Source organism: Cellvibrionales bacterium, assembly GCA_016713115.1.
In the GTDB taxonomy this organism is placed as follows: Bacteria; Pseudomonadota; Gammaproteobacteria; order Pseudomonadales; family UBA7239; genus UBA7239.
In genome coordinates, this window is the sequence record JADJPU010000001.1 from 1247342 (window position 1) to 1269236 (window position 21895).

Sequence of the window (21895 nt, forward strand, 5' to 3'; positions counted from 1 at the left end):
CTGGCTCAGGACAACAACTGCTGCAACATCGATTCTAGGGTGTTGAGCTGTTCATCCAAACGCAGTGGTTGCGAGCGGACAATGGCAACGAGATCAGCAAGAGCTTTGTCGAACTGGTCATTCACCACCAAGAAATCGGCTTCGGTGTAGTGGCTGAGTTCATCACGCGCTTGTGCCATGCGACGCTGAATCACCACCTCATAATCCTGCCCGCGTGCGTTGAGGCGGTGCAGCAGCACCTCGATAGAGGGCGGCAAAATAAAGATGCCGATGTTGTCCGGCATCAAGCGACGAATTTGCTGCGCGCCCTGCCAGTCAATTTCCAGAATCACATCACGCCCACTGAGCAGTGTTTGTTGTACCCATTGTTGTGAGGTGCCGTACAAGTTGCCGAACACTTCGGCCTGTTCCAGAAACTCACCGCGCTCGATCATTGCCGTAAAGGTTGCGCGATCAGTGAAGTGGTAGTTCACGCCATCCACTTCGCCGGGGCGCTGTGGGCGCGTGGTGTGAGAAATCGACACCGTGAGTTCCGGTCTTTGATCCAGCAGTGCTTTGACCAAACTGGTTTTGCCAGCGCCTGATGGCGCGAAAACTGTGTAGAGAATGCCGCGTCGCTGCATAAGGATTCCTAACGAAAACTATGTTCATCGGCGGGGAAGCTACCACTTTTCACTTCCTCAACATACGCGCGCAATGCAGCGGGTATGTCCTCATGATCGAGTAAAAAGTTTTTGGTGAATTTCGGTGCGCGACTGGGCGTGAGGCCGAGCATGTCATACAGCACCAAAACTTGCGCGTCGGTGTGTGGACCTGCGCCAATGCCAATGACAGGAATATGTAATGTGCGCGTAATTTCTGTGGCTAGCGGTGTGGGCACGCATTCCAACACCAATAAATCTGCGCCGGCCTGTTCCAATATTTTTGCGTCGCTGAGTATTTGTTGTGCTTGATCGGTATCGCGCCCCTGCACGCGATAGCCGCCAAATTTATTGACAGACTGCGGCGTTAAACCGAGATGCGCGCAGGTGGGAATACCGTGCTGCGACATGCGAAAAAATGTATCAGCCAACCACTCGCCACCTTCCATTTTTACCATCTGTGCGCCGGCTTGCATCAGTGTGGTTGCATTGAGTAGCGCGGTGTTGGTGTCGCTGTAACTCATGAACGGCATATCCGACATGATGAGCGAACGCTTGGCGCCGCGTTTAACAGCGGCGGTGTGATAGGCGATTTGTTCTATCGTTACGGGCAATGTGGTGTCGTGACCTTGCACCACCATGCCCAGTGAATCGCCTACCAAAATCACTTCCACTTCGGCTTCGCTGATGAAATGCGCAAATGTGGCATCGTAAGCAGCAAGCACGGCAAATTTTTCGCCATCTTGTTTCATCGTTTGCAAAGTATTGACGGTGACAGTTCTCATCAATGCGGCTCAATCAAATTCAAAGCGTGGATGGGTTGTAGTAGTGGCGGCCGTTGCGAATGGTCAGCATGTATTCCACCAGCGTGCGGTAATGCTGCGGATTGTTTGCCAAATCAATTTCTGCGGCGTTCACAATCAACAGCGGTGCGTCGTTGTAGTAGTGAAAGAACTGCGTGTAGGCTTCGTTCAATTGTTGCAAATAATCTTGATCGATGCGCTGCTCGGCAGCGATGCCGCGCTGTTTGACGCGCTTCATCAATACATCTATCGGCGCTTGCAGATACACCACCAAATCCGGTTTTGGCACTTCGTGGATTAGTTGGTCGTACACTTTTCTGTAGAGGCTGTATTCGTCATCGCCAAGTGTGACGCGCGCAAACAGCGGATCTTTTTCCAACAGAAAATCAGCAACGCGCAGCGGTGAAAACATATCGTCTTGTCGCAGTTCTTTAAATTGCTGACTGCGCTGAAACAGAAAATGCAATTGTGTCGGCAGGGCGTTGTGGCGGCGATCTTGATAGAAGCGTTCAAGAAACGGATTTTCTTCCGCGGCTTCCAACAATGTTTGGTAATTGAAAGTGCTGGCGAGGCGTTTGGCGAGCGTGGTTTTTCCCACGCCGATATTGCCCTCTACCGCGACAAAGCGCGGCAGTGTGCGGCCTTCAAAATCAAAATGCAGGTTGTCAAACGGATCGTCGGTCATTTTTTAACATCAGAATGTGACAACGGCCACAATCCCTCGGTGGATAGTGCGGGCAATAATGACGCAACACGACACCCGTTGGGAAGCGTGAGTTGCGGTGCAATATCGGCGAGCGGCACGAGCACAAAGGCGCGCTCGTGCAGGCGTGGATGCGGTAGCGTTAAACGATCATCCTGCATGCACTCGTTGTCATACAGCAATAAATCCAGATCCAGTGTGCGTGCGCCCCAGCGTTCACGGCGTACGCGTTGTTGCTGGTGTTCAATGGCTTGCAGTGCATCCAACAGTGCGTGTGGCTGCAGTGAGGTTTTCAGGTGGGCCACGCCGTTGATGTAATCCGGTTGATCAGCAGGGCCACCGACAGGATGGCTGCCGTACCAAGGTGATACAGCGAGTAGATCAACAGAGGGAAGTTTCTCCAACGCAGCCACAGCGCGCTGCACTTGCTGCAGAGGCTCGGCCAAATTGCTGCCAATGCCCCATAAGCTACAGCCTCGTGCGTCATACCATCAATGCGCGGTGGGTTTGTTCGCGCTGCGCGAGCGGTTGTTGCGCCGTCGGCGGTTGTTGCGTGTCACGCCACTTTCGTTTTTTTGCAAGTTTTGACGCAGTTGTTCGCGTTCTTCGAGAGAAGCGTTTTGGTATTGCGTCCACCACGACCCCAGTTCTTGCAGTTCCTCACCGGCTTGTTCGCGCAGCAGCAAAAAATCGTAAGCCGCGCGGAAGCGCGGGTGCTCCAACAGTTTGTCGGCGCGGCCACCTTGTCGGCGTGGCAACTGCCATTGCAATTCCCAAATTTCTTGCATCGGCAGCGTGAAGCGACGCGGGATACCAATCAATCGTGTTTGTTCGCCGATCACTTTGGGGATGACTTTTTGTAGCGCAGCATGAGGATGCAGCCCGTTATTTTGCTCGCGCTGCTGCTCTTGTTGCAGTGCGGGCCACAGCAGTGCTGCATAAAGAAACGCGGGCGTGACGCGTTGGTCATTGCGAATGCGTGTATCGGTATTGGCAAGTGCTTGGCGTATCAAACGATCCGTGTAATTGCCCGCCTCAAAATGTCGCGTGGCGCTTGGAAACAAAACATGGAATAAACGGTGCTGAACCATCAGTTCAAAGGTTTTAACCGCATATCCATTCATGAACAGTTTGTTCATTTCATCGAATAGACGAGCGTTGGAGATATCGCGCAGCAATGGCGCTAACTGTGCAATCGGTGCAGCAGTATTTTTCTCGATCGTGAAATCTAATTTGGCGGCTAACCTAACGGCGCGCAGCATGCGCACAGGATCTTCACGGTAGCGCGTGTCGGGGTCGCCGATGATATGGATGCGGCGTTTTTCGATATCGCGCAGACCGTCGCAGAAATCGCGGATCTGGTGGTCGTTGCCGTAATACAGCGCGTTGACGGTAAAGTCGCGGCGAATTGCATCTTCTTCGATGCTGCCGTAAACATTGTCGCGCAGCAGCAAACCGCTGTCGTGTGCGATGGCTTCTTTGCCACTGGACGCATTGCTGTGGTGGCCACGAAAGGTGGTGACTTCAATCACTTCACGCCCAAACAACACATGCACGATGCGAAAGCGGCGGCCGATGATGCGCGAATGGCGAAACACTTGCCGCACTTGTTCTGGCGTGGCGCTGGTAGCGACATCGAAATCTTTCGGGCGCATACCGAGTAACAAATCACGCACACTGCCACCGACGATGTGCGCGTCGTAGCCCGCTTCTTGTAGACGGTGAATAACTTGCAGGGCGTGACTGTTTATTTTTTGTTCAGAGATGCCATGTTGTTGTGGGGGAACCACGGTGACACAAAATTTCTTTGGCTTCTTAGGCTTTGCCTTTCCTCTGGCGCTAGAAGTTTGTGCGCTAGAAATGCGATTTTTGATCCAATCGAGCATTGCGATGAGGGTCGAGTAAGGGCTCAAGTTGCGACGCAGTGTAGCACAGGGCTACTTCTGTCTTCGTGAGGAATGGGTGGTGGAACGCGCCGACGCAGGGAAATTGTTGTGCTGGGTAGTACAAGCGGAAAAAAGATTGTGCTAGGCTAGCGTCGTCCTCATTGGCAGGGAGGATTAATGAAGATCCTGCCTTAAACATCAATTGATAAACCCATGGAGTCTCTAATGAAAACTACTCTGTTGAAAGCATCTGTTGTTGCTGCAACTCTCGTTCTGGCTGCTGGCTGCGCAAGCAACGGCGACTTGGAAAAAGTGCGTGAAGAAGCTGCTGCTGCTCAGCAAACTGCTGACGAAGCGAAGTCTGCTGCTGCTGCTGCGCAAGCTACTGCTGACGAAGCTAAGCAATTGGCTACTGATGCAAACACCAAGATCGACCGCGCCTTCAGAAAATCTATGTACAAATAAGTTTTGTGCACAGACAGGCTGCTAAGGGGTAACTCTTAGTGGCTTGGCGAGAAGCCCGCTATGCGTTGTGAAACGCTAGCGGGTTTTTTATTGGGGCAGGGTTATTGTTCGACGATGGTCACTTTGGGGCCGACTGGCACAGGCAGACCTGTCGCCTCAATGCGTGCCTGTTCTACCGTGTCCCAGTTCACTGGGTATTCCGAGAGATCCGCTGTTTGTTGCTGCACCAGCTGCTTCAAAGTGGTGGGGCTGACTGCTTGATGAGCCGGCGCGCCATCTTCCAAAGAATGCACCTCAACATAGAGTACGCCATCACGCCAGCCGACTTTATAAGGCTGATTAACGATGCGCACTGCCGTGCCTACCGGCACATTTTGAAACAGGCGTTCAACATCTGGCGCATAAAGTCGCATGCAGCCGTGTGTCACCTGCATACCGACACCAAACTCATTGTTTGTGCCGTGCAATAAATAGCCGGGCACGCCTAGATAGAGAGCGTATTTGCCCAGCGGGTTGTCAGGGCCAGGCGGCACCACAGCGGGCAGCGGATCACCTTTTTGCAAATGCTCTTGGCGGATAGAAGCAGGTGGATACCAAGTGGGGTTGGCCGCCTTGCGTGCAATGCGCGTAGTGACCAGCGGTGTGTTCCAGTCGGTGCGGCCGACACTTACCGGAAAGGTTTCTACCGTATTCGTGGCTTTGGGGAAGTAGTACAAACGCATTTCTGCGGTATTGATTACGATACCGGTGCGCGGCGCATCCGGCAGGATGTGCGCGTGTGGCAGGGTAATGGTAGAGCCGTCGGGCGGCATCCACGGGTCGATGCCAGGGTTGGCAGCGGAAATCTCGTCATAGCCAAAGCCGTGTAAACGACCGAGATCAATCAAGGTGTCTTTGCGTCCAGCAGTGATGCGCTCTTCTTTGCCGACGAGATCGTCATTGCCTTGTGGCAGGGAGAAAGTGGTGGCGTGCAATGCACTGGTGGCAGTGAGGCCGAGTGTTAGGGTGGCGAGGGCGTGACAGATTTTCATGGATGTATCTCAACAGGAGTGCCGATAGGCATGATTTTCCACAGGCGATCCATTTCCTGATTGGTGACAGCGACGCAGCCGTTGGTCCAGTCCACGGAGCTGTGTGTGCGGCCTACCCATTCAAAGCCATTTTCAAGACCGTGGATAGCAATAAGACCGCCGGGACTGCATTTTCGTTGCTTGGCAACGGCAATATCGTGGGCATTGGGGTAGTCCAACATCAGCGAGCGATAGAAGCGTGAATTGGGGTTTTGCGCCACAATCTTGTAACGCCCTTCTGGTGTTTTGTAATCCCCTTCGCAGTTCTTTGCACCTGCTGGTTCTCGACCCAGTGCGATGCGGTAGGAGGCCACCACTTGGTTGCCGGCATAGACCGTCAGCGTGCGCTTGCCTTTTTCAATAACGGCACGGTCAATGTTTTTTGACGGTGCCTGTGGCAGCTGGCGTACGATCTTTTGTGGAGAAGCCTTTTTATGTCGATACCAGCCGGAGACGGATTCACACCCAGTAATAGGAATGAGTGACACAGACAATAAAAGGAGCAGGGAGCGATAGTTGCGTAGTGAAATCATGAATCGATGAGGTGTGTTCGTGGCAGGCAGGTTGGTTGCCGTCATTGGGTGCTCTAGCTAGGCGGATAGGATTCGTAACCCGCTATTATCAAGGCGCGCGCGATTGTCGCACAGACTGTCATGGTATTGCCAGAACAGGTATCCTTGCCGCCCCCTTGAGATCGGCTCTGGTGTCCTATGTTTGGTCGTTTTATTCCGCGTGAAGTGAAGTTCTTTGATTTATTTAATGCACACACCAAGGAGATCGTGCGCGGAGCCGATGCCTTAGTTGCTGTGATGGCTGCATTGAATCAGTCTCAGGCGGCAGCAGCTGCGCATGCGGATAATCTCGATGCCATCGAAGAGCGCGCTGATGAAATTGTCGATGATGCAATGACGATGCTGCACACCACATTTATTACGCCGCTGGATCGTGATGAAATCCATGTGTTGATGAAAAATCTGGATGATGTGCTCGACACCATGCAAGACGCAGCGGGCACGGTCACCACTTACGATATCAATCACGCTACGCCACACGCCATTCGTTTTGCAGAAATTATTCGCGCTTCATGTCAAAAACTGGAGACGGCTGTCGGTATGTTGCACAACATGGACAACGGCCCTGCGATTTTGGAAGCGTGCAAAGAAATTAACAAACTGGAATCGGAAGCCGATGTGGTGTTGCGCGATGCCATGTCGAAACTGTTTCGTGAAGAGCCGGATGTGCGCGAGTTGATTAAGCTGAAAGCAATTTACGAGTTGTTGGAGACGGTGACAGATTGCTGCAAAAATGTGGCTACCGTCCTTGAAGAAATTGTTCTCGAAAATTCCTGATATATCCGACAAATTTACTAAAAGCAGCCGCTTATTATGGATCAGTTAACCATATCGTTTGGTGTCTTAGCCTTTTTAGTGGCGTTGGCGTTAGTTTTCGATTTCATGAATGGTTTTCATGATGCCGCTAATGCAATCGCCACTGTTGTATCTACGCGTGTATTAAAGCCACACCATGCGGTGATGATGGCGACTTTCTTTAACTTTATTGCTATTTTTGTGTTCCATTTGAAAGTAGCGGCCATGGTGGGTAAAGGCACTATTGACCCTGGCATTGTGGATCACTATGTGGTGTTTGGCGCATTAGCTGGTGCGATTGCGTGGAATGTTATCACTTGGTATTACGGCATTCCTTCGTCGTCTTCGCATGCACTTATTGGCGGCTTGATTGGCGCTGCGTTGATTAAAGCGGGTCCTGGCGCACTAATCATGAGCGGGATTATGAAAACGGTCGCATTTATTGTGATCTCGCCGCTGGTTGGAATGCTGCTTGGCGGTTTGTTGATGCTGATAATCAGTTGGGCGTTTCGCAGCCAAACACCGCGCCGCGTTGAAAATTGGTCGCGTCGTTTGCAGTTAATTTCTGCATCCGCTTATGCGTTGGGCCACGGCGGTAATGATGCGCAGAAAACGATTGGTATCATTTGGATGTTATTGATTGCGGCCGGTGCAACAAGTGCCGATGAGCATGTGCCGTATTGGGTTGTGTTGGTTTGTTATTCCGCTATTGGTTTGGGAACCGCGTTTGGTGGTTGGCGCATCATTCGCTTGATGGGGCAAAAAATCACCAAACTCAGCCCTGTCGGTGGCTTCGCGGCGCAGACAGCGGGTGCCAGCATGTTATTTGTTGCCACATCGCTGGGCATTCCCGTTTCGACAACTCACACCATCACTGGCGCAATTGTTGGCGTAGGCGCAAATCGAAAAGTTTCTGCCGTGCGTTGGGGTGTTGCTGGCACTATCGTGTGGGCGTGGATTCTGACCATTCCTTGCAGTGCATTGATCGCCGCTATTTTCTGGTTTATCGGCAAGTTGTTTCTTTGATGCGTGTTGCGCGCTAAACCGTTGCGGTAAAAATGGTGCGGCGCGGTGCTGGATAGCCCTCGATAGTTTTGTTGCTGTCATTGGGGTCGAGAAAGTCGCTCAGTGATTGAAAACGCATCCAATCCGTACTGCGCTGTTCTTGGGTGGTGGTTTGGCAAACATCGACCACGCGCACATCGTTAAAGCGCATTTTTTTTAACCAATTTTCCAATGCAGCTGTGCTTGGAATAAACCATACATTGCCCATGCGTCCGTAGCGTCCTTCCGGCACCAGCACGGCATTTTCATCGCCGTCTATCACCAGTGTTTCCAACACTAATTGCCCGCCCGGTTTGATCAACTGTTTTAATTCCAACAGGTGATCCATGGGTGAACGGCGGTGGTAGAGCACGCCCATAGAAAACACCGTATCAAAAGCTTGCAGGTTGGGCGGTAAATCTTCGCAAGCTGCGGGCACTACAAACACGCCATCATTTTGCAAAAAATGTTGCAGCGCCCAGTACTGCACCACAAACAATGGTGAAGGCTCAATACCGATCACCAATTCGGCACCCGCACCGCGCATGCGCCATGCGTGATAGCCACTGCCGCAACCGACATCCAACACCGTTTTGCCTTGCAGTGGCGCAATATGCGGCGCAAGGCGTTGCCACTTCCAATCCGAACGCCACTCAGTGTCGATAAAAATATCTGCGATATTGAATGGGCCTTTGCGCCACGGATGCAGACCGCGCAGTGCGGTTTCTATGTGCAATTTTTCGGTATCGCTCAGAGAATTTTTTGCGCGAAAAGAAACGATATCGGCATCAAGACAGATACTTTCTGGCTCCAAAACAGGCAGCTGCGCAATGCAATCTAACCAGCGCGGCAAATCGCCCCAGCGCTCGCGGTTGAAGTGGCGTTCAATCGTGGCAGGCAGAGTCTCCAGCCACGGTGCCAACGCTGTGTTTTGCAGGCGAGAAAATAACGGGGTGTAATTTGGTGTGGTAATGCGTGTTGTCACTTGATCGCCACCAGCGAAATAAAATTGAAGCACTGAAACCACACGCCGATATTGCGAAAGCCCGCCGCACGCAAACGCGCCTCATGCGCGGTCGTTGTTTCAGGAATGAGTACATTTTCCAGCGCCGTGCGTTTTTGGCTCACTTCCAGCGCTGAATAGCCATTGATCATTTTAAAATCGTGGTACAAATCCGTGGTGAGCTGTTGCATGGCGGGATTATCAAAACAGATTTTTTCTGACAACACTAAGGCGGCGCCTGGTAATAGACCACCATAAATATTTTTTATCACGCGCTCTCTATCCTGCTGTGGCACAAATTGCAGCGTGAAATTTAAAACAACCATACTGGCGTTGCTAATTTCAATATCCTGCAGGTTGTTGTTGAGCAATTGATAGCGTGCAGTTTGATCGGAAAATATTTCTTGGCAGCGATCCAGCATCGCTGTGGAATTATCGACGGCAATAAATTCTATCGGCCGACCTTGCAGATTGTTCATCATGGCCAGTGTGGATGCGCCTAGCGAGCAGCCGAGGTCGTAACAGCGCGTGTGATCTTGTGCGTGGCGCGCGGCGAGCAAGCCCGTCATGGTGATGATATTGCTGTAGCCAGGGATAGATCGTTGCAGCATATCTGGAAACACGGCAGCCACAGATTCGTCAAAACGAAAACCAGCGATATTGTCTAAATGGTTAGCGTAAATATTGTCGCGCATAAAATTTTTGTCTTTTATAAATCAGCGCCAGCGGCATTGATGACTAATTGTTCAATGGATTTGATGCCAGGAATCACGCTACTGATGGCGGGATGTTGCAAACACCAAGAGCAAGCCCAACTCGCTGGATCCACACCCGTCGGCACCTGCTGCAAGACTTGCAGCGCTTGTGCAATTTGTTGCGCGTTCACTTCCGGTTTGCGGTCGGCTCGCACATCGTTGTCAGGGAATTTTGCATCCGGTTGATATTTTCCAGATAAAAAACCGCTGGCTAGCGGCACGCGCGCCAGCACGCCGAGGTCTTGTCGCAGGCAAGAGGGCAGCACGGCGTCAGCAGCTTTGCTGTTAATCGCGTTGTAAATGGTTTGAATCACAGAAACGCCGAGCGCAGTGGCGCGTTCCACTTGGTACAACTGATTCGGCTGCCCGATTGAAATGCCGAGGTGTCGAATTTTTCCGGCTTGCACTTGCTTATTCAGCATTGTCCACAGCGCATCGTTGTCGAGTTGTTCACGGGTGCCGGAGTGAAATTGATAGATGTCGATGTAATCCGTTTGCAGGGCGCGCAACGAGGCTTCCAATTGTTGCAACACCGATTCCGGTTGCCAGTGTGTTTCTGGCGGCGCATCGCTGGCGCGGTGATGGCCAAATTTGGTGGCGATGATCCAGTGCCCACGCGTATTTTTTAGCGCCTCACCAATAAACGCTTCCGACACATGGTGACCGTAGCACTCGGCGGTATCGACGAGGTTGATGCCCAGTTCGGCACCCTTGGCAAAAATATCGTTGACCTCCGGCTGGTTGAAACTTTTGCCCCAGTGATTGCCGAGCTGCCAAGTGCCAATGCCAACAGCGGATACCTGTAACGAAGTCTTGCCTAGACGGCGATATTGCATGGCGGGCTACCAGAAAGCGGGAAAACATTATTGAACCAATGCTAGCTGTTGTAAACTTCGGTGCGTTTTGTTGTTTTTATTGAGGTACTTATGCCGTCTTTTGATGTGGTGTCCGAGTTAGATAAACACCAAGTGACCAATGCCATCGACCAATCCAATCGCGTGGTCGCCAACCGTTTTGATTTCAAAGGCGTGGACGCGCGCTTTGAATACGCCGATAAAGCGGTGACGATGCGCGCCGAAGCGGATATTCAAATTCAGCAAATGCTGGATATTTTGCGCCAAACACTCGTGAAAGCCGGCATTGATCTGGCTTGCATGCAAGAAAAAGATATTGAGCACAGTGGCAAAACCGTGAAGCAAGTGGTGTTGCTGCGTGAAGGTATCGAGCAAGAACTGGCGAAAAAAATCATCAAAATGATTAAAGACAGCAAGCTGAAAGTGCAGGCTGCCATTCAAGGTGAACAAGTGCGCGTGACCGGAAAAAAACGCGACGACCTGCAGGAAGTGATTGCCTTCTTGCGCAGCGAAAAGGAAACGATTGCCATGCCGCTGCAATTTAATAATTTTCGCGATTGATAGCCGTGAATAAACCCATTCCACTGTGTGTCGATATGGATGGCACGCTGTTAAAAACAGACACACTACTGGAGTTGCTGTTTGGCGTGCTGAGGATGCAGCCGTGGGTGTTGTTGTTGCTTCCCCTGTGGTGTTTGCGCGGCAAGGTATTTCTCAAGCGCGAGCTTTCTGCGCGCTGCTCTCTCAATGTGGCGCTATTGCCAGCCAATACAGACTTCTTGGCTTTTTTACACGCGGAGAAAGCAAACGGTCGGGCATTGTATTTGGCAACAGGTGCTTATCGTGATGTTGCACAACAGGTAGCAGACCATTACGGTTTTTTTTCTGGTGTATTGGCGACAAGCGATAAGAATTTAACCGGCTGCGCAAAAGCAGAAGCAATGGTCGCGCAGTTTGGCGAAAAGGGCTTTGATTACGCCGGTAATAGCGCAGTTGACCGCCCGTGCTGGGAGCAGGCGAGACAGTGTTATTTGGTGAACGCCAACCCTGCCGCCACCAAAAAAATGAGTGCCCTGTTTGTTTTTGAAAAAACTTTCGATTTGCGAAGCTATATGACAATAGCTTTATTGTTGCGCGCGTTGCGTATCCATCAATGGGCAAAAAACGCGCTGGTATTTGTGCCGTTGTTTGCATCGCATCATATGTTTGCATGGTCATATTTGCAGAATACGCTGCTGGGTTTTGTTGCGTTTGGTTGCTGCGCATCGCTTTCTTACTTGATCAACGATATCAGTGATCTTGAAGCGGACCGTCAGCATCGCAGCAAATATACAAGACCGTTGGCGAGTGGCGAATTATCGGTGCAGGCTGGCTTTGTGTTGGCGTTGTTATTGGCTTGTACTGCAGTGTTGTTGTCAGCGATGTTGCCATTGGGGTTTGTTTATAGCATCGCGGCTTATTTTATTGTGACAAGTTTTTATACCTTGCGACTCAAGCACATCCCAATTTTAGATGTCGCTGTTTTGGCGGGTTTGTATACCTCTCGTGTTGTCGCTGGCGGATTTTCGGCACAGGCAGAAACATCATTTTGGTTATTAGCTTTTTCCTGTTTTATTTTCTTTAGTTTGGCGATTGTAAAACGCTTGTCAGAGCTGCAAGGCATTGAGATTTCTGCAAAAGAAGAGCCCGCGCAATGCCGCGGCTATTGGACCAGCGACATCCCCGTACTCACCGGGCTCGGCACGGCCAGTGCCATGATGGCTGTGCTGGTATTGGCGTTGTATATCAACAGTCCAGATGTCGTAGAGCTTTATAGCAGTCCGCGTTTTTTGTGGGCGTTGTGCCCAGTGATGGCGTTGTGGTTGGGGCGCGTGTGGCTGATCACGGGGCGCAATGAAATGCACGATGATCCGGTGGTGTTTGCTTTGCGCGATCCGATGAGTTGGCTGTTGTTTGCGTTGGCTGGTATTTTTATGGTGGTGGGAGCGATGGCGTGATGAAAAATGCGTGCCATTCGTGGGGGCGCTATTTTCATTACACGCATGATGAGCGCACGATTTTTTGGCGCAACGATGTGTTGCCAAAAACAGAAAATAAAATCTTACCGTTTGGCATGGGCCGCAGTTACGGCGACAGTTGCTTGAATGACGGCGGCACGCTGCTGCACACATCTGCACTGAATCACTGGATAGATTTCGATAAAACAACGGGCTTGTTGCGCTGTGAAGCCGGCGTGTCGCTGGCGGATATTTTGGCCATTTGTGTACCTCACGGTTGGTTTTTACCTGCAACACCCGGCACCAAATTTGTGACACTCGGCGGCGCAGTAGCCAATGATGTGCACGGAAAAAATCATGTGGTGGACGGCACATTTGGCCGACACATCACTGCGTTTGAATTGTTGCGCAGTGATGGCGAGCGCCTGCTGTGTACGCCGTCAGAAAATACGGGTTTATTTTGCGCAACGATCGGCGGTTTGGGTCTGACAGGCTTGATTACCTGGCTCGAGCTGCAACTGATCCCCGTCAAAAACGCTTTTGTAAATGACGATTCTTTTCAATGTGACAACCTCGATCACTGCTTGCAGCATTTTGAGCAGTCGCGCGAGACACACCGCTATCGCGTGGCGTGGTTGGATTGTTTAGCCACTGGCAGCGCATTGGGGCGCAGCATTTTTTCGCGCGCCAATCACTGCGAGAGCGATACCTTACCCATCGTGCATCAGCAGGGTAAAAAATTATCTGTGCCGCTGACATTTCCGCCGCATGTGCTCAATCGCTATAGCGTCAGTGCATTCAATGCTCTGTATTGCCGCAAGCTGCGTGCCAGAAAAAAATCTGCCCGCTTAAGCTATGACGCTTTTTTTTATCCGCTGGACAACATTCACCACTGGAATCGCATTTACGGGCCGCGCGGTTTTTTGCAATACCAGTGCGTAGTGACACGCGATGTGCGCGACACTTTGCAGGCGCTGTTAAATCGTATCGCCCAATCTGGGCAGGCCTCTTTTCTCAGCGTATTAAAAGAGTTTGGTGATTTGCCTTCACCCGGCTTGCTGTCTTTTCCGCGCAGCGGTTACACCTTGGCGTTGGACTTCCCTAATTTGGGCGACAGCACGCTGAACCTGCTGAATGATTTGGATGCCATAGTGCGCGAAGCCGAAGGGGCGATTTATCCGGCAAAAGACGCGCGTATGTCACCCGCTATGTTTCGCGCCAGTTTTCCTCAAGTCGAGAAATTTATTCCCTATATCGACCCACAATTTTCTTCCAGTTTTTGGCGCCGCGTTTATTCGCAATCACAATAAAAGAGGATGGCTATGAACATTGTTATTTTTGGCGCGACATCAGCCATTGCACAGGCTTGGGCGCGTTTGCGTGCAGCACAGAGAGATAGCTTTTATTTGCTGGCGCGCGACAATGCAAAACTAGAAGTCGTTAAACAGGATTTACTGGCGCGCGGTGCGCAGCAGGTACATTGTCATGTAATAGATCTTGCGCAACCACAAGATTACAACGCCTTGATCGCGCAGATTTATACGCAGTGTGCAGCGGTAGATATTGCTCTGTTTGCACAGGGCAGTATGCCGGAACAGCGTGAATTGGAAAAAAATGTCGCCGCCCTGCCAGCCATGTTTACCTTGAATGCACTGAGTTATTTGCAGCCGGCCAGTGTGATGGCTGAGCGCATGGCACAAACCAAATCTGGCAGCGTGGTGCTGATTTCTTCACCGGCAGGTGATCGCGGCAGACAGAGCAATTATTTTTACGGCGCGAGCAAGGCGGCAGTGACGGTGTTTGCAGCAGGCTTGCGCAATCGCATGGCAAAACACGCTGTACAAGTGCTCACCGTTAAACCTGGCTTTGTGGATACGCCGATGACAGCGGGTATGGATAAATCGGGTCCGCTGTGGGCTGCGCCTGAACAAATTGCCGCGTGTGTCGAAAACGGCATACAGAAAAAGAAAAATACGATTTATGCACCGTGGTTTTGGCAGTACATCATGCTAATTATTCGCCACATCCCCGAAGCGATTTTCAAACGCTTGTCGCTGTAGCGTTTTTAGTGGGGCAAAGTTTAACGGGGCAAATCGAACTGTACGGTGGCACTGGTTTTTACCGCAGCGTCTGAGCTGAGCGTGATGTTGGCGGTGATGCGCTGCTGATCTTTGGCGGTGATTTCACCGCGCAGAATCATTTCATCGCCTGGGCAGAAAGAATCTTTCATGCGAAAAGACATGCTGCGGATATCTGCTGCCGCACCCGCCCAATCCGTGATGTATTTTGTAATCCAACCGGCTTGTGAAGGCGAGTTGAGAATAATGCCGCGCAAGCCCGCCTTGGTCGCCGCTTCATGGTCGTGATGGATGGGCTGCCAATCGCGCGTGGCGGCGGCGGCGCTGATAATTTTTTGTGCCGACAGCGCGATGTGCAATTCGGGAAGGGTATCGCCAATTTGTACAGCGGCAGCCGTGAGCGCAGCCATCATCAGCTCCTGTTGTAGCCAAAAAAGTTCAGTGTTTCTACGCCGGCTATTTCGCCGCGCTGATTTTTGTAAGTGACATCAATCACCCAATTGCGACCCGTGCCCAATTTATTGGTTTTGATGTCACTCACTTCGCGCAGTGATTGCTCGGCGCGCAGGCGATCGCCCACGCGCACTGGCACACCAAATTCAAACGACAATTCCACCACCACGCCACGCGGCAACTGCAATAAATCTTTCACACGAAAATGCAATTCCAGTGGGCGATTGTTCGGTTTGTCGCCGCGCGCCGGTGTCCACGGATGCGGACGGTTGTAAGCACTCAACATCCCTGGCGGCGAAATGCCTTCCTGCCAGTAGCGCGGGTTGCCATCTTCCACGGCCGAACAAAAGTTTTCGATCAGCGCTTGTTCGACGGCAACTTCCGCCTCATCGACAACCACCACTTTGCCGATCCACTCCTGAATTTGCTGCGGCAGATCCGACACGCTTACATCACCAAGGGCAATTCAAGGCCGCGGCGCGCGATGATATTTTTTTGCACTTCTGAAGTGCCGCCGCCGATGGTGTCCAACGCGGTAGCGCGCAGCGAATGCTCCCACTTGCCGTGGCAGGGCGCGTGCTCCACACCTTCATGCAACATACTGGAGGGGCCGAGAATGTCGAGTGCAGCATTGGCAAGGCGTTGGCCGAGCTGCGTGCTGTACAGCTTGCACATCGCCGCTTCCACGGTGGGCACGCCACCTTTTACGGCGGCGGCGATAACACGGCGCTGCAACATCACGGCTGTTTCTAAATCGGTGCTGAATTGCGCGACCAGTTTGCGCACTTGTGGATCATTTTTCAGCGGCTGACCGTCGCGCGTTTCCTGTTTAATCATGTCGATAAACACTTCAAATTTTTTCTGCAAAGGACCGACGGTGTACAGCGTGAAGCGTTCGTAGTCGAGCGCTTCGCAGATATAAATCCAGCCTTTGTTTAACTCACCGACTAGCGCGTCTTCCGGTACAAACACATCATCAAAAAACACTTCATTGGTGCGGTGATCGCCCATGGTTTTGATTTCACGCACGGTGATGCCCGCGGAATTCATCGGAATCAAAAACAGGGAAATGCCTTTGTGTTTCGCTGCTTCAAAATCGGTGCGCGCGGCCAGCCAATACCACTCGGCAAAATGCGCCGAGGTGTTGAAGATTTTTTGCCCGTTGACTTTCCAGCCGCCGTCCACTTTTTCTGCTTTCAGTTTCAGCGAGGCGAGATCGGAACCGGCGCCCGGTTCGGAGTAACCCAAGCAGAACTCGATATCCGCATTCAAAATTTGCGGCAGAAATTCTTGTTTCTGCTTTTCGGAGCCGTGGCGAATCAGAGTCTTGCCCACACAGCCCACGCCTTTGCCGATCAAGGGTGCGCCGACTGAAGCCAGTTCTTCGTTGACGAGGTACTCAAAAATCCCTTCTTTGGCTTGGCCGCCGTATTCCACCGGCCAGCTCATGCCGAGGAAGCGCTTGGCGGCGAGCTGTTTGTTGAAGGCGCGGCGCTCAGGGCTGTCGGCCAGCATGGAATCGGCCTCGCGGTCGGGGCTCATCACCTCGGCGGCGTAGGGCTTTTTCGCTTCGTCAGCGAGGAAGCTGCGAATATTGCCGATGAATTGCTGCTGTTCGGGGCTGAATTCGAAGTCCACGGTGGCTCCTGGGGCGGTACTGTTGCGGGGGCGCTATTTTCCCCTGATTACAGAGGCGGTGCCAGTGCTGATGAGAACTAAAACGAGGGGAGCAGAAAGAAAACAGGCTCCGCGAGGGAGCCTGTTTGTAGCGCAGCGAGAGAATCAGTCGCCTTTGACGATGGTGCAAGTTTTACCGAAGAAGGGATAGAAGCCCTGAGTGTGGAAATCAGCGGTGGACACTTCGCGGATGCCGCCGTTGGCTTTCGCTGCAGCGATAGAAGCATCGCCAGAGTTGATCAAGCCGATGATGGTGGAGGCACAGGCGGTACCGGTTTTGCTGGTGCCAGAGTGAGAGGTCGCCACGATGGGGCCTTTGACATTAGTGATCAAGCCGGTGCTGACAGGGCTGTAACCCGTAGCGCAGCCACCCAGCAGGGCGACAGAAGACAGGGCTGCGATCGTTGCAATTTTCTTTATCATGAGAGATTTCCTTTTGTCAGATTGAGATGTCTTATTGTTCGTCTACCGATCTCGGTGACAGCTCCAGTAGACCACACCCGCCCCAGATTGCCAAGCGCCATTTTCTCCTCAGAGGTCTTTCAGTAAGATGGCGCGGCACAACCTATCCCCTTCTTGATTCAGATCACTCTAAGGATTTCCCTATGCCCGCCAGCAAAAAACCTGCCGCCCTATCGACGACTAAAAAAAATGCGTTCTACGCGCAATCGGGTGGTGTGACAGCGGTGATCAATGCGTCAGCGGCGGGTGTGATAGAAACCTGTCGTGCGCACAGCGACAAAATTGGCAAAGTGTATGCCGGTGCCAACGGTATCATTGGCGCGCTGCGCGAGGAATTGATCGACACCAGTAAAGAGAGTGCGGCAACGATTCACGCCTTGAAGCACACACCATCGGGTGCATTCGGTTCTTGTCGCTACAAATTAAAAGGCTTCGATCAACACCGCGCAGAATATGAGCGTTTGATCGAAGTATTCCAAGCGCACAACATCGGCTATTTTTTCTATAACGGTGGTGGCGATTCTGCCGATACCTGCTTAAAAATTTCGCAGCTATCCGAAACCATGGGCTATCCGCTACAAGCGATCCATGTGCCGAAAACAGTGGATAACGATTTGCCGATTACCGACAACAGCCCAGGTTTTGGTTCCGTCGCAAAATATGTGGCGGTATCCACCAAAGAAGCCGCGCTAGATGTCGCTTCCATGTGTGAAACTTCCACTAAAGTTTTCATTCTGGAAGTGATGGGCAGACACGCTGGCTGGATTGCTGCTGCCGGTGGTTTGGCGGCCGAACAAGAAGGCGATGCGCCGCACATTATTTTGTTTCCAGAAATCGCTTTTGATAAAGCCAAGTTTCTCAAGCGCGTGAAAGACACGGTGCAAAAAAATGGCTACTGCGTAGTGGTGGCCAGCGAAGGCGCGCAATACAAAGATGGCACCTTTTTGGCGGATGCCGGTTCGGTGGATGCCTTCGGTCACAAACAGTTGGGCGGTGTTGCGCCAACACTGGCGCAAATGGTGAAAGATGAATTGGGTTACAAATATCACTGGGCGCTGGCCGATTATTTGCAGCGTGCGGCGCGCCATATCGCTTCAAAAACCGATGTGGAGCAAGCCTACGCCGTGGGCAAAGCGGCAGTAGAAATGGCGTTGAAAGGAAAAAATGCCGTGATGCCAGCCATCACGCGTGGCACGGGCAAAAAATACAGTTGGACGATTACAGAAGCGCCACTGGCGAAAGTAGCCAATGTGGAGAAAAAAATGCCGCGTGCTTTCATCAGTAAAGATGGTTTTGGCATTACACAAGCCTGCCGCGATTATTTGGAGCCGTTAATTCAAGGCGAAGATTATCCACCGTATAAAAACGGCGTGCCGCAATACGCGCGCTTGAAAAAAGTGATGGTGGCTAAGAAGTTAAAGCATGATTTTAAGATAGGAAAGTGAGCACATGGCATCGATCAAAATTAGCCATGCACACAAATTATCGGAGCGTGAGACGCGCGCCGTGCTGGATACTTTAATTGCAAAGCTGCACGATGAATATCAAATTACCAGCGTGTGGCACGGCAGCCATATTGAGTTTCACCGCAGCGGCGCGAGTGGTAAGTTAATGATGCATCCACACAAAGTGGATATAGAAATTAAACTCGGCATGATGCTGGGGATGTTCGAGAAAAAAATCTGCAGCGCCATTACCGAGTTCTGTGAAGAAAAGCTGCCGCAGTGACGCGGCAGGAAGTTTCTTGCTTACAGCTCCGGTGTGTAAACAATTGAGGCCATGTAACCAAAGCCTTCAGTGTTGTAGCGATCATTGATGCGGTATTGGTTGTCGAACAAATTGGTGAGTTTGAGCTGCAGCTTTACTTCTTTCGTTAGGTTATAGGCTGCGCGTACATTCACCAGATTATTGCCACCTTCAACATTCGTGTTGCTGCGATCGGTGTAGCGTTTCGATTGCGCAACAAACTCCGTGCCGAATTCATAAGCACCAAAGTTGCGGCTGATGTCGAGGTTCATTGTGTGGCGCGGGCGGTTGATCAAGAAGTTGTTGTGATCTACGCCCTTGCCATCGTAACGCGCGTCGATGTAGCTGGTATTGAATGCAATATTCCATTCTTGAATGGATGTATTCAGCGCAAATTCCACGCCCTGAATTTCCGCTTTGTCGACATTGCTCGGTGTATAAAACCAAGAACCCGGTGGCATTTCTGCCCATTCGATCAAGTCGGTGATATTGTTTTCAAACACATTGAGTTCCCACGAGCCAAATGCCGGCGTGCCTTTTAAGCCGATTTCATAGTTGGTGGATTTTTCCGGTTTCAAATTGGGGTTGCCGGCAGACCACGGCGTGATCGGCCAGAACAAATCGTTGAAAGTTGGCGCTTTGAAAGCGGTGCCGTAAGAGGCGATTACGCGTAAATCATCGTGCAGAGCATAACCGTAGCTGACATTGCCGGTGGCGTTGTTGTTGTACTGCTCGTTGTCGTCATTGCGCAAGCCGAGTACCAATTGGTGCTTGCCGACATCCATTTGCTCTTGCACAAAAGTCCCGAGATTGTCGCGCTCTTTTACCGGCTTGCCGGTGGCATCGGTAAAGGGTGAAGTGCTATTCACTTCGTCGTTGTAGTAGTCCACGCCACCGGTCAACACATGGCTAACGGCACCTGTTTTAAAAGTGAAATCATTTTGCCAACTGGCCGATTCACGGCGCGTGTTGAATTTACTGAAAGTGCGACGATCGAGATCGTCAAAATCTTCAGAGGTGTTTCGTGTTTCACCCAGCTGCACGGTGCTTTTCCATAAATCGCTGATAACGGGTTGTTCCCATTTGAAGCTGGTGGTTTCTAAACCGGAGCGCGAGTAGGGGCGTGTGTTGGGTAAAAAACCGTTGTCGTATTCGTTTTCGCTGTTGGATTTGTAATGTGACAGTGAAATATCGGCACCGTTATCAAAGCGATAACCGACAGAAGCACTGGTGCTCGTGTTGCGATAGGCGTCGTTATCAAAGTTGGTGCCGTTGTCGTCAATCAGTGCATCGATGCCATCGGTATCGTAGTGCGAGCTAGAAAAACTGCCGCGAAAACCATCTTGTGCGCCGTTCACACTGATCGTAGTTTGTTGTGTGCCGTGATTGCCAAAACCGTAAGAAATTTTAGGATGCAGACCGGCTTCACCGCCCTGTTTGGTGAAAATTTGAATCACGCCGCCGATGGCGTCGGCACCGTACAGGCTAGAGCGCGGACCGCGCACAACTTCAATGCGCTCGATTTGATTGACATCGAGTGATTCCAGTGGCGATGAGCCGAGTGTGGCGCTGTTGATGCGTTGGCCGTCGATCAAAAACAGTGTGTGGCTGCTGTTCGTGCCGCGCAAGAACACACTGGCGACAGAACCTGCGCCGCCGTTGGTATTGATGCTGGCGCCTGGGATGCGCTGCAACAATTCCGTGACACTAGTAGCTTGAAGTTGTTCGCTGTCTTCTTTGGTATACACCGTGGCGGGCGCGAGTGTTTTTGCTACGGTTTCTTCAGTGCGCGTGGCGGTAACTAGTACCGTTTCCAGTGTGCTATTTGCGTTCGCTTCATCCGCTAATGCGTGTGGCGCCAGTGCGGTAAGCAGAGCCAAAGGGAGTGCGCTTTTTAGTGTGATGGGATGTTTCATGTAGACCTCAATGCATTGTGAATGGGGAAATGCGATTGAGGAGGGACACGGCAACAGATGCGACATCCGTACGCACCAGCTGGATGAAGCCCTCCGCTCATCGTAGCTAACGGGAATTTGATTCCCTGGTGTTGCAGGCCGGTCTCCGGGCTCACAGGCGATTGAAGGTCAATCGAATCAGCGCCTTCCCATGCAGAGCACAGTGGCGTATTGCTGACTTCTACCTGTTTACCGTTGCGGGGGCAGCGTTGGGATGATCGCAAGCGATGGCACCAACTTCCCATTTCACCAGAGATCAGAAAGATCGCCGGAACCTGTAACAGCGCGCGCACTGTAGCGGGAATGGGGGGGAGGGGCAAGAAGGTTTCAGTGTTTCGCAGGGCTGTATGCCACACCAAAGCGTTGCGCTAGTTGGTGTAAGCGCTTGTCCAAGGTCCATAACTGTGTGTTGGGTGTGATTAGCGCTGAAGTCAGCAGTAATAAATCAATTAGGCCGCAGCCCAAACCAAACAGACATTCACGCTCGATGAAACCCAGTGTTTCCGGCAGCGTTGCCTGCTGCGTGGATTGCAGATTGTGCAGATCGCTCAGTGTTTGCGCGCGATTAGGTGGTGTACAGCAAGCAAGCTCCCCGATGATGAGCGGGTGCATTGCCACCCCGTCGAGTATTAGCAAATCGATCAAGGGTTTGTTGCTCTGGCGGAAGTGATCCACCCATACCGAGGTGTCAACCAATACGCGGCTCATGGTGGCGGCGTGCGTTCGCGCGGGATGTCCTGCATCTCAGGCGCAGCAGCGCCGAGGCTTGCCAAACGCTTGGCAGATTGCACGCGCACATACACTTTGATGGCCTCGCGGATGAGATCGGCTTTATCCATAGAAGGGTCAGCTACATCGATGGCTTTTTTGTACAAAGCGTCGTCTATTGTCACTGTGGTTCTCATTGGCTACCTCGTGTCTGCATCATATCTGATG

26 protein-coding genes and 1 riboswitch are annotated in these 21895 nt (G+C 51.7%); of the genes, 9 read left to right on the plus strand and 17 right to left on the minus strand.

The features are described from left to right. Positions 1-5: 5 nt before the first annotated feature. Genes gmk through pcnB form a run of 5 tightly spaced genes read right to left on the minus strand, consistent with a single transcriptional unit; the run spans position 6 to position 4033 of the window. Positions 6-623: a guanylate kinase gene (gene gmk / locus IPK30_06045; protein MBK8102844.1), complete on the minus strand. Its 618-nt coding sequence runs from the start codon at positions 621-623 to the stop codon at positions 6-8. An 8-nt stretch (positions 624-631) separates the two neighbouring features. Further along, positions 632-1426, minus strand: coding sequence for a 3-methyl-2-oxobutanoate hydroxymethyltransferase (gene panB, locus IPK30_06050; GenBank protein ID MBK8102845.1), 795 nt, complete (start codon positions 1424-1426; stop codon positions 632-634). Positions 1427-1445: 19 nt separating this feature from the next. Further along, complete coding sequence (locus tag IPK30_06055) at positions 1446-2129, minus strand: deoxynucleoside kinase (protein MBK8102846.1); 684 nt, start codon at positions 2127-2129, stop codon at positions 1446-1448. Further along, positions 2126-2605 carry a 2-amino-4-hydroxy-6-hydroxymethyldihydropteridine diphosphokinase gene (gene folK, locus IPK30_06060; GenBank protein MBK8102847.1) on the minus strand — a complete coding sequence of 160 codons (480 nt, stop codon included), beginning with the start codon at positions 2603-2605 and terminating at the stop codon, positions 2126-2128. Before folK ends, IPK30_06055 begins: the two co-directional genes overlap by 4 nt. Before the next feature lie 33 nt (positions 2606-2638). Next, positions 2639-4033, minus strand: coding sequence for a polynucleotide adenylyltransferase PcnB (gene pcnB / locus IPK30_06065; GenBank protein ID MBK8102848.1), 1395 nt, complete (start codon positions 4031-4033; stop codon positions 2639-2641). A 225-nt stretch (positions 4034-4258) separates the two neighbouring features. On the opposite strand from pcnB, the gene IPK30_06070 reads away from it, so the two are divergent. Continuing rightward, positions 4259-4498, plus strand: coding sequence for a hypothetical protein (locus tag IPK30_06070; GenBank protein ID MBK8102849.1), 240 nt, complete (start codon positions 4259-4261; stop codon positions 4496-4498). Positions 4499-4599: 101 nt separating this feature from the next. Here the strand turns inward: IPK30_06070 and IPK30_06075 are convergent, their stop codons facing one another. Both IPK30_06075 and IPK30_06080 read right to left on the minus strand, forming a co-directional pair. After that, a complete protein-coding gene (locus IPK30_06075; GenBank protein ID MBK8102850.1) occupies positions 4600-5529 on the minus strand; it encodes a L,D-transpeptidase family protein in 930 nt (309 codons plus the stop codon). After that, entirely contained in the window at positions 5526-6146 is a 621-nt protein-coding gene (locus IPK30_06080) for a L,D-transpeptidase family protein (GenBank protein MBK8102851.1), read from the minus strand. The genes IPK30_06075 and IPK30_06080 overlap by 4 nt, the downstream gene beginning before the upstream one ends. A gap of 132 nt (positions 6147-6278) precedes the next feature. On the opposite strand from IPK30_06080, the gene IPK30_06085 reads away from it, so the two are divergent. Further along, the gene (locus tag IPK30_06085) at positions 6279-6917 is read left to right on the plus strand and encodes a DUF47 family protein (GenBank protein ID MBK8102852.1); all 639 of its coding nucleotides are present in this window, start codon (positions 6279-6281) and stop codon (positions 6915-6917) included. Between the two features lie 36 nt (positions 6918-6953). Further along, positions 6954-7961 carry an inorganic phosphate transporter gene (locus tag IPK30_06090; protein MBK8102853.1) on the plus strand — a complete coding sequence of 336 codons (1008 nt, stop codon included), beginning with the start codon at positions 6954-6956 and terminating at the stop codon, positions 7959-7961. 13 nt (positions 7962-7974) lie between these two features. On the opposite strand, the gene cmoB is transcribed toward IPK30_06090, so the two are convergent. Genes cmoB through IPK30_06105 form a run of 3 tightly spaced genes read right to left on the minus strand, consistent with a single transcriptional unit; the run spans position 7975 to position 10573 of the window. Next, positions 7975-8952, minus strand: coding sequence for a tRNA 5-methoxyuridine(34)/uridine 5-oxyacetic acid(34) synthase CmoB (gene cmoB, locus IPK30_06095; GenBank protein MBK8102854.1), 978 nt, complete (start codon positions 8950-8952; stop codon positions 7975-7977). Positions 8953-8960: 8 nt separating this feature from the next. Next, positions 8961-9677: a carboxy-S-adenosyl-L-methionine synthase CmoA gene (gene cmoA, locus IPK30_06100; GenBank protein ID MBK8102855.1), complete on the minus strand. Its 717-nt coding sequence runs from the start codon at positions 9675-9677 to the stop codon at positions 8961-8963. Between the two features lie 14 nt (positions 9678-9691). Continuing rightward, a complete protein-coding gene (locus IPK30_06105; GenBank protein MBK8102856.1) occupies positions 9692-10573 on the minus strand; it encodes an aldo/keto reductase in 882 nt (293 codons plus the stop codon). Positions 10574-10663: 90 nt separating this feature from the next. Here IPK30_06105 and IPK30_06110 point away from each other — a divergent pair, with 90 nt between their 5' ends. From IPK30_06110 to IPK30_06125, 4 genes are read left to right on the plus strand one after another with little or no spacing between them, the layout of a single operon-like run. Next, the gene (locus IPK30_06110; GenBank protein ID MBK8102857.1) at positions 10664-11152 is read left to right on the plus strand and encodes a YajQ family cyclic di-GMP-binding protein; all 489 of its coding nucleotides are present in this window, start codon (positions 10664-10666) and stop codon (positions 11150-11152) included. A 5-nt stretch (positions 11153-11157) separates the two neighbouring features. Then, on the plus strand, positions 11158-12588 hold the full coding sequence (locus tag IPK30_06115; GenBank protein ID MBK8102858.1) for a UbiA family prenyltransferase: 1431 nt from the start codon (positions 11158-11160) through the stop codon (positions 12586-12588). Beyond that, positions 12588-13898 carry an FAD-binding oxidoreductase gene (locus IPK30_06120; GenBank protein MBK8102859.1) on the plus strand — a complete coding sequence of 437 codons (1311 nt, stop codon included), beginning with the start codon at positions 12588-12590 and terminating at the stop codon, positions 13896-13898. The genes IPK30_06115 and IPK30_06120 overlap by 1 nt, the downstream gene beginning before the upstream one ends. Before the next feature lie 12 nt (positions 13899-13910). After that, positions 13911-14648: an SDR family oxidoreductase gene (locus IPK30_06125; GenBank protein MBK8102860.1), complete on the plus strand. Its 738-nt coding sequence runs from the start codon at positions 13911-13913 to the stop codon at positions 14646-14648. Positions 14649-14668: 20 nt separating this feature from the next. Here the strand turns inward: IPK30_06125 and IPK30_06130 are convergent, their stop codons facing one another. The 4 genes from IPK30_06130 to IPK30_06145 all read right to left on the minus strand — a co-directional run bounded on the left by IPK30_06130 (position 14669) and on the right by IPK30_06145 (position 17219). Next, entirely contained in the window at positions 14669-15076 is a 408-nt protein-coding gene (locus tag IPK30_06130; protein MBK8102861.1) for a hypothetical protein, read from the minus strand. Positions 15077-15078: 2 nt separating this feature from the next. After that, a complete protein-coding gene (locus IPK30_06135; GenBank protein MBK8102862.1) occupies positions 15079-15564 on the minus strand; it encodes a MaoC family dehydratase N-terminal domain-containing protein in 486 nt (161 codons plus the stop codon). Positions 15565-15566: 2 nt separating this feature from the next. Further along, positions 15567-16757 carry an acyl-CoA dehydrogenase family protein gene (locus tag IPK30_06140; protein ID MBK8102863.1) on the minus strand — a complete coding sequence of 397 codons (1191 nt, stop codon included), beginning with the start codon at positions 16755-16757 and terminating at the stop codon, positions 15567-15569. Positions 16758-16901: 144 nt separating this feature from the next. Continuing rightward, complete coding sequence (locus IPK30_06145; protein MBK8102864.1) at positions 16902-17219, minus strand: hypothetical protein; 318 nt, start codon at positions 17217-17219, stop codon at positions 16902-16904. Between the two features lie 182 nt (positions 17220-17401). Here IPK30_06145 and IPK30_06150 point away from each other — a divergent pair, with 182 nt between their 5' ends. Further along, positions 17402-18703 carry a 6-phosphofructokinase gene (locus IPK30_06150; GenBank protein MBK8102865.1) on the plus strand — a complete coding sequence of 434 codons (1302 nt, stop codon included), beginning with the start codon at positions 17402-17404 and terminating at the stop codon, positions 18701-18703. A gap of 4 nt (positions 18704-18707) precedes the next feature. After that, positions 18708-18986, plus strand: coding sequence for a polyhydroxyalkanoic acid system family protein (locus IPK30_06155; GenBank protein MBK8102866.1), 279 nt, complete (start codon positions 18708-18710; stop codon positions 18984-18986). Positions 18987-19006: 20 nt separating this feature from the next. Here IPK30_06155 and IPK30_06160 read toward each other — a convergent pair whose 3' ends face one another. From IPK30_06160 to IPK30_06170, 3 genes are all read right to left on the minus strand, one after another. Then, positions 19007-20920: a TonB-dependent receptor gene (locus IPK30_06160; protein ID MBK8102867.1), complete on the minus strand. Its 1914-nt coding sequence runs from the start codon at positions 20918-20920 to the stop codon at positions 19007-19009. A gap of 118 nt (positions 20921-21038) precedes the next feature. Continuing rightward, positions 21039-21253: riboswitch (cobalamin riboswitch) on the minus strand. Between the two features lie 33 nt (positions 21254-21286). Continuing rightward, positions 21287-21667 carry a VapC toxin family PIN domain ribonuclease gene (locus IPK30_06165; protein MBK8102868.1) on the minus strand — a complete coding sequence of 127 codons (381 nt, stop codon included), beginning with the start codon at positions 21665-21667 and terminating at the stop codon, positions 21287-21289. After that, a complete protein-coding gene (locus tag IPK30_06170) occupies positions 21664-21864 on the minus strand; it encodes a type II toxin-antitoxin system VapB family antitoxin (protein MBK8102869.1) in 201 nt (66 codons plus the stop codon). The genes IPK30_06165 and IPK30_06170 overlap by 4 nt, the downstream gene beginning before the upstream one ends. Positions 21865-21895 lie beyond the last annotated feature (31 nt).

Coding starts and splice junctions, on each gene's coding strand:
- IPK30_06085 (MBK8102852.1), top strand. CDS start 6,279: ATGTTTGGTCGTTTTATTCCGCGTGAAGTGAAGTTCTTTGATTTATTT.
- IPK30_06145 (MBK8102864.1), bottom strand. CDS start 17,219: ATGATAAAGAAAATTGCAACGATCGCAGCCCTGTCTTCTGTCGCCCTG.
- IPK30_06110 (MBK8102857.1), top strand. CDS start 10,664: ATGCCGTCTTTTGATGTGGTGTCCGAGTTAGATAAACACCAAGTGACC.
- IPK30_06090 (MBK8102853.1), top strand. CDS start 6,954: ATGGATCAGTTAACCATATCGTTTGGTGTCTTAGCCTTTTTAGTGGCG.
- IPK30_06155 (MBK8102866.1), top strand. CDS start 18,708: ATGGCATCGATCAAAATTAGCCATGCACACAAATTATCGGAGCGTGAG.
- pcnB (MBK8102848.1), bottom strand. CDS start 4,033: ATGCTCGATTGGATCAAAAATCGCATTTCTAGCGCACAAACTTCTAGC.
- IPK30_06160 (MBK8102867.1), bottom strand. CDS start 20,920: ATGAAACATCCCATCACACTAAAAAGCGCACTCCCTTTGGCTCTGCTT.
- panB (MBK8102845.1), bottom strand. CDS start 1,426: ATGAGAACTGTCACCGTCAATACTTTGCAAACGATGAAACAAGATGGC.
- IPK30_06170 (MBK8102869.1), bottom strand. CDS start 21,864: ATGAGAACCACAGTGACAATAGACGACGCTTTGTACAAAAAAGCCATC.
- IPK30_06120 (MBK8102859.1), top strand. CDS start 12,588: ATGAAAAATGCGTGCCATTCGTGGGGGCGCTATTTTCATTACACGCAT.
- IPK30_06125 (MBK8102860.1), top strand. CDS start 13,911: ATGAACATTGTTATTTTTGGCGCGACATCAGCCATTGCACAGGCTTGG.
- IPK30_06055 (MBK8102846.1), bottom strand. CDS start 2,129: ATGACCGACGATCCGTTTGACAACCTGCATTTTGATTTTGAAGGCCGC.
- IPK30_06070 (MBK8102849.1), top strand. CDS start 4,259: ATGAAAACTACTCTGTTGAAAGCATCTGTTGTTGCTGCAACTCTCGTT.
- IPK30_06130 (MBK8102861.1), bottom strand. CDS start 15,076: ATGGCTGCGCTCACGGCTGCCGCTGTACAAATTGGCGATACCCTTCCC.
- IPK30_06165 (MBK8102868.1), bottom strand. CDS start 21,667: ATGAGCCGCGTATTGGTTGACACCTCGGTATGGGTGGATCACTTCCGC.
- IPK30_06150 (MBK8102865.1), top strand. CDS start 17,402: ATGCCCGCCAGCAAAAAACCTGCCGCCCTATCGACGACTAAAAAAAAT.
- IPK30_06105 (MBK8102856.1), bottom strand. CDS start 10,573: ATGCAATATCGCCGTCTAGGCAAGACTTCGTTACAGGTATCCGCTGTT.
- IPK30_06075 (MBK8102850.1), bottom strand. CDS start 5,529: ATGAAAATCTGTCACGCCCTCGCCACCCTAACACTCGGCCTCACTGCC.
- IPK30_06080 (MBK8102851.1), bottom strand. CDS start 6,146: ATGACGGCAACCAACCTGCCTGCCACGAACACACCTCATCGATTCATG.
- gmk (MBK8102844.1), bottom strand. CDS start 623: ATGCAGCGACGCGGCATTCTCTACACAGTTTTCGCGCCATCAGGCGCT.
- cmoA (MBK8102855.1), bottom strand. CDS start 9,677: ATGCGCGACAATATTTACGCTAACCATTTAGACAATATCGCTGGTTTT.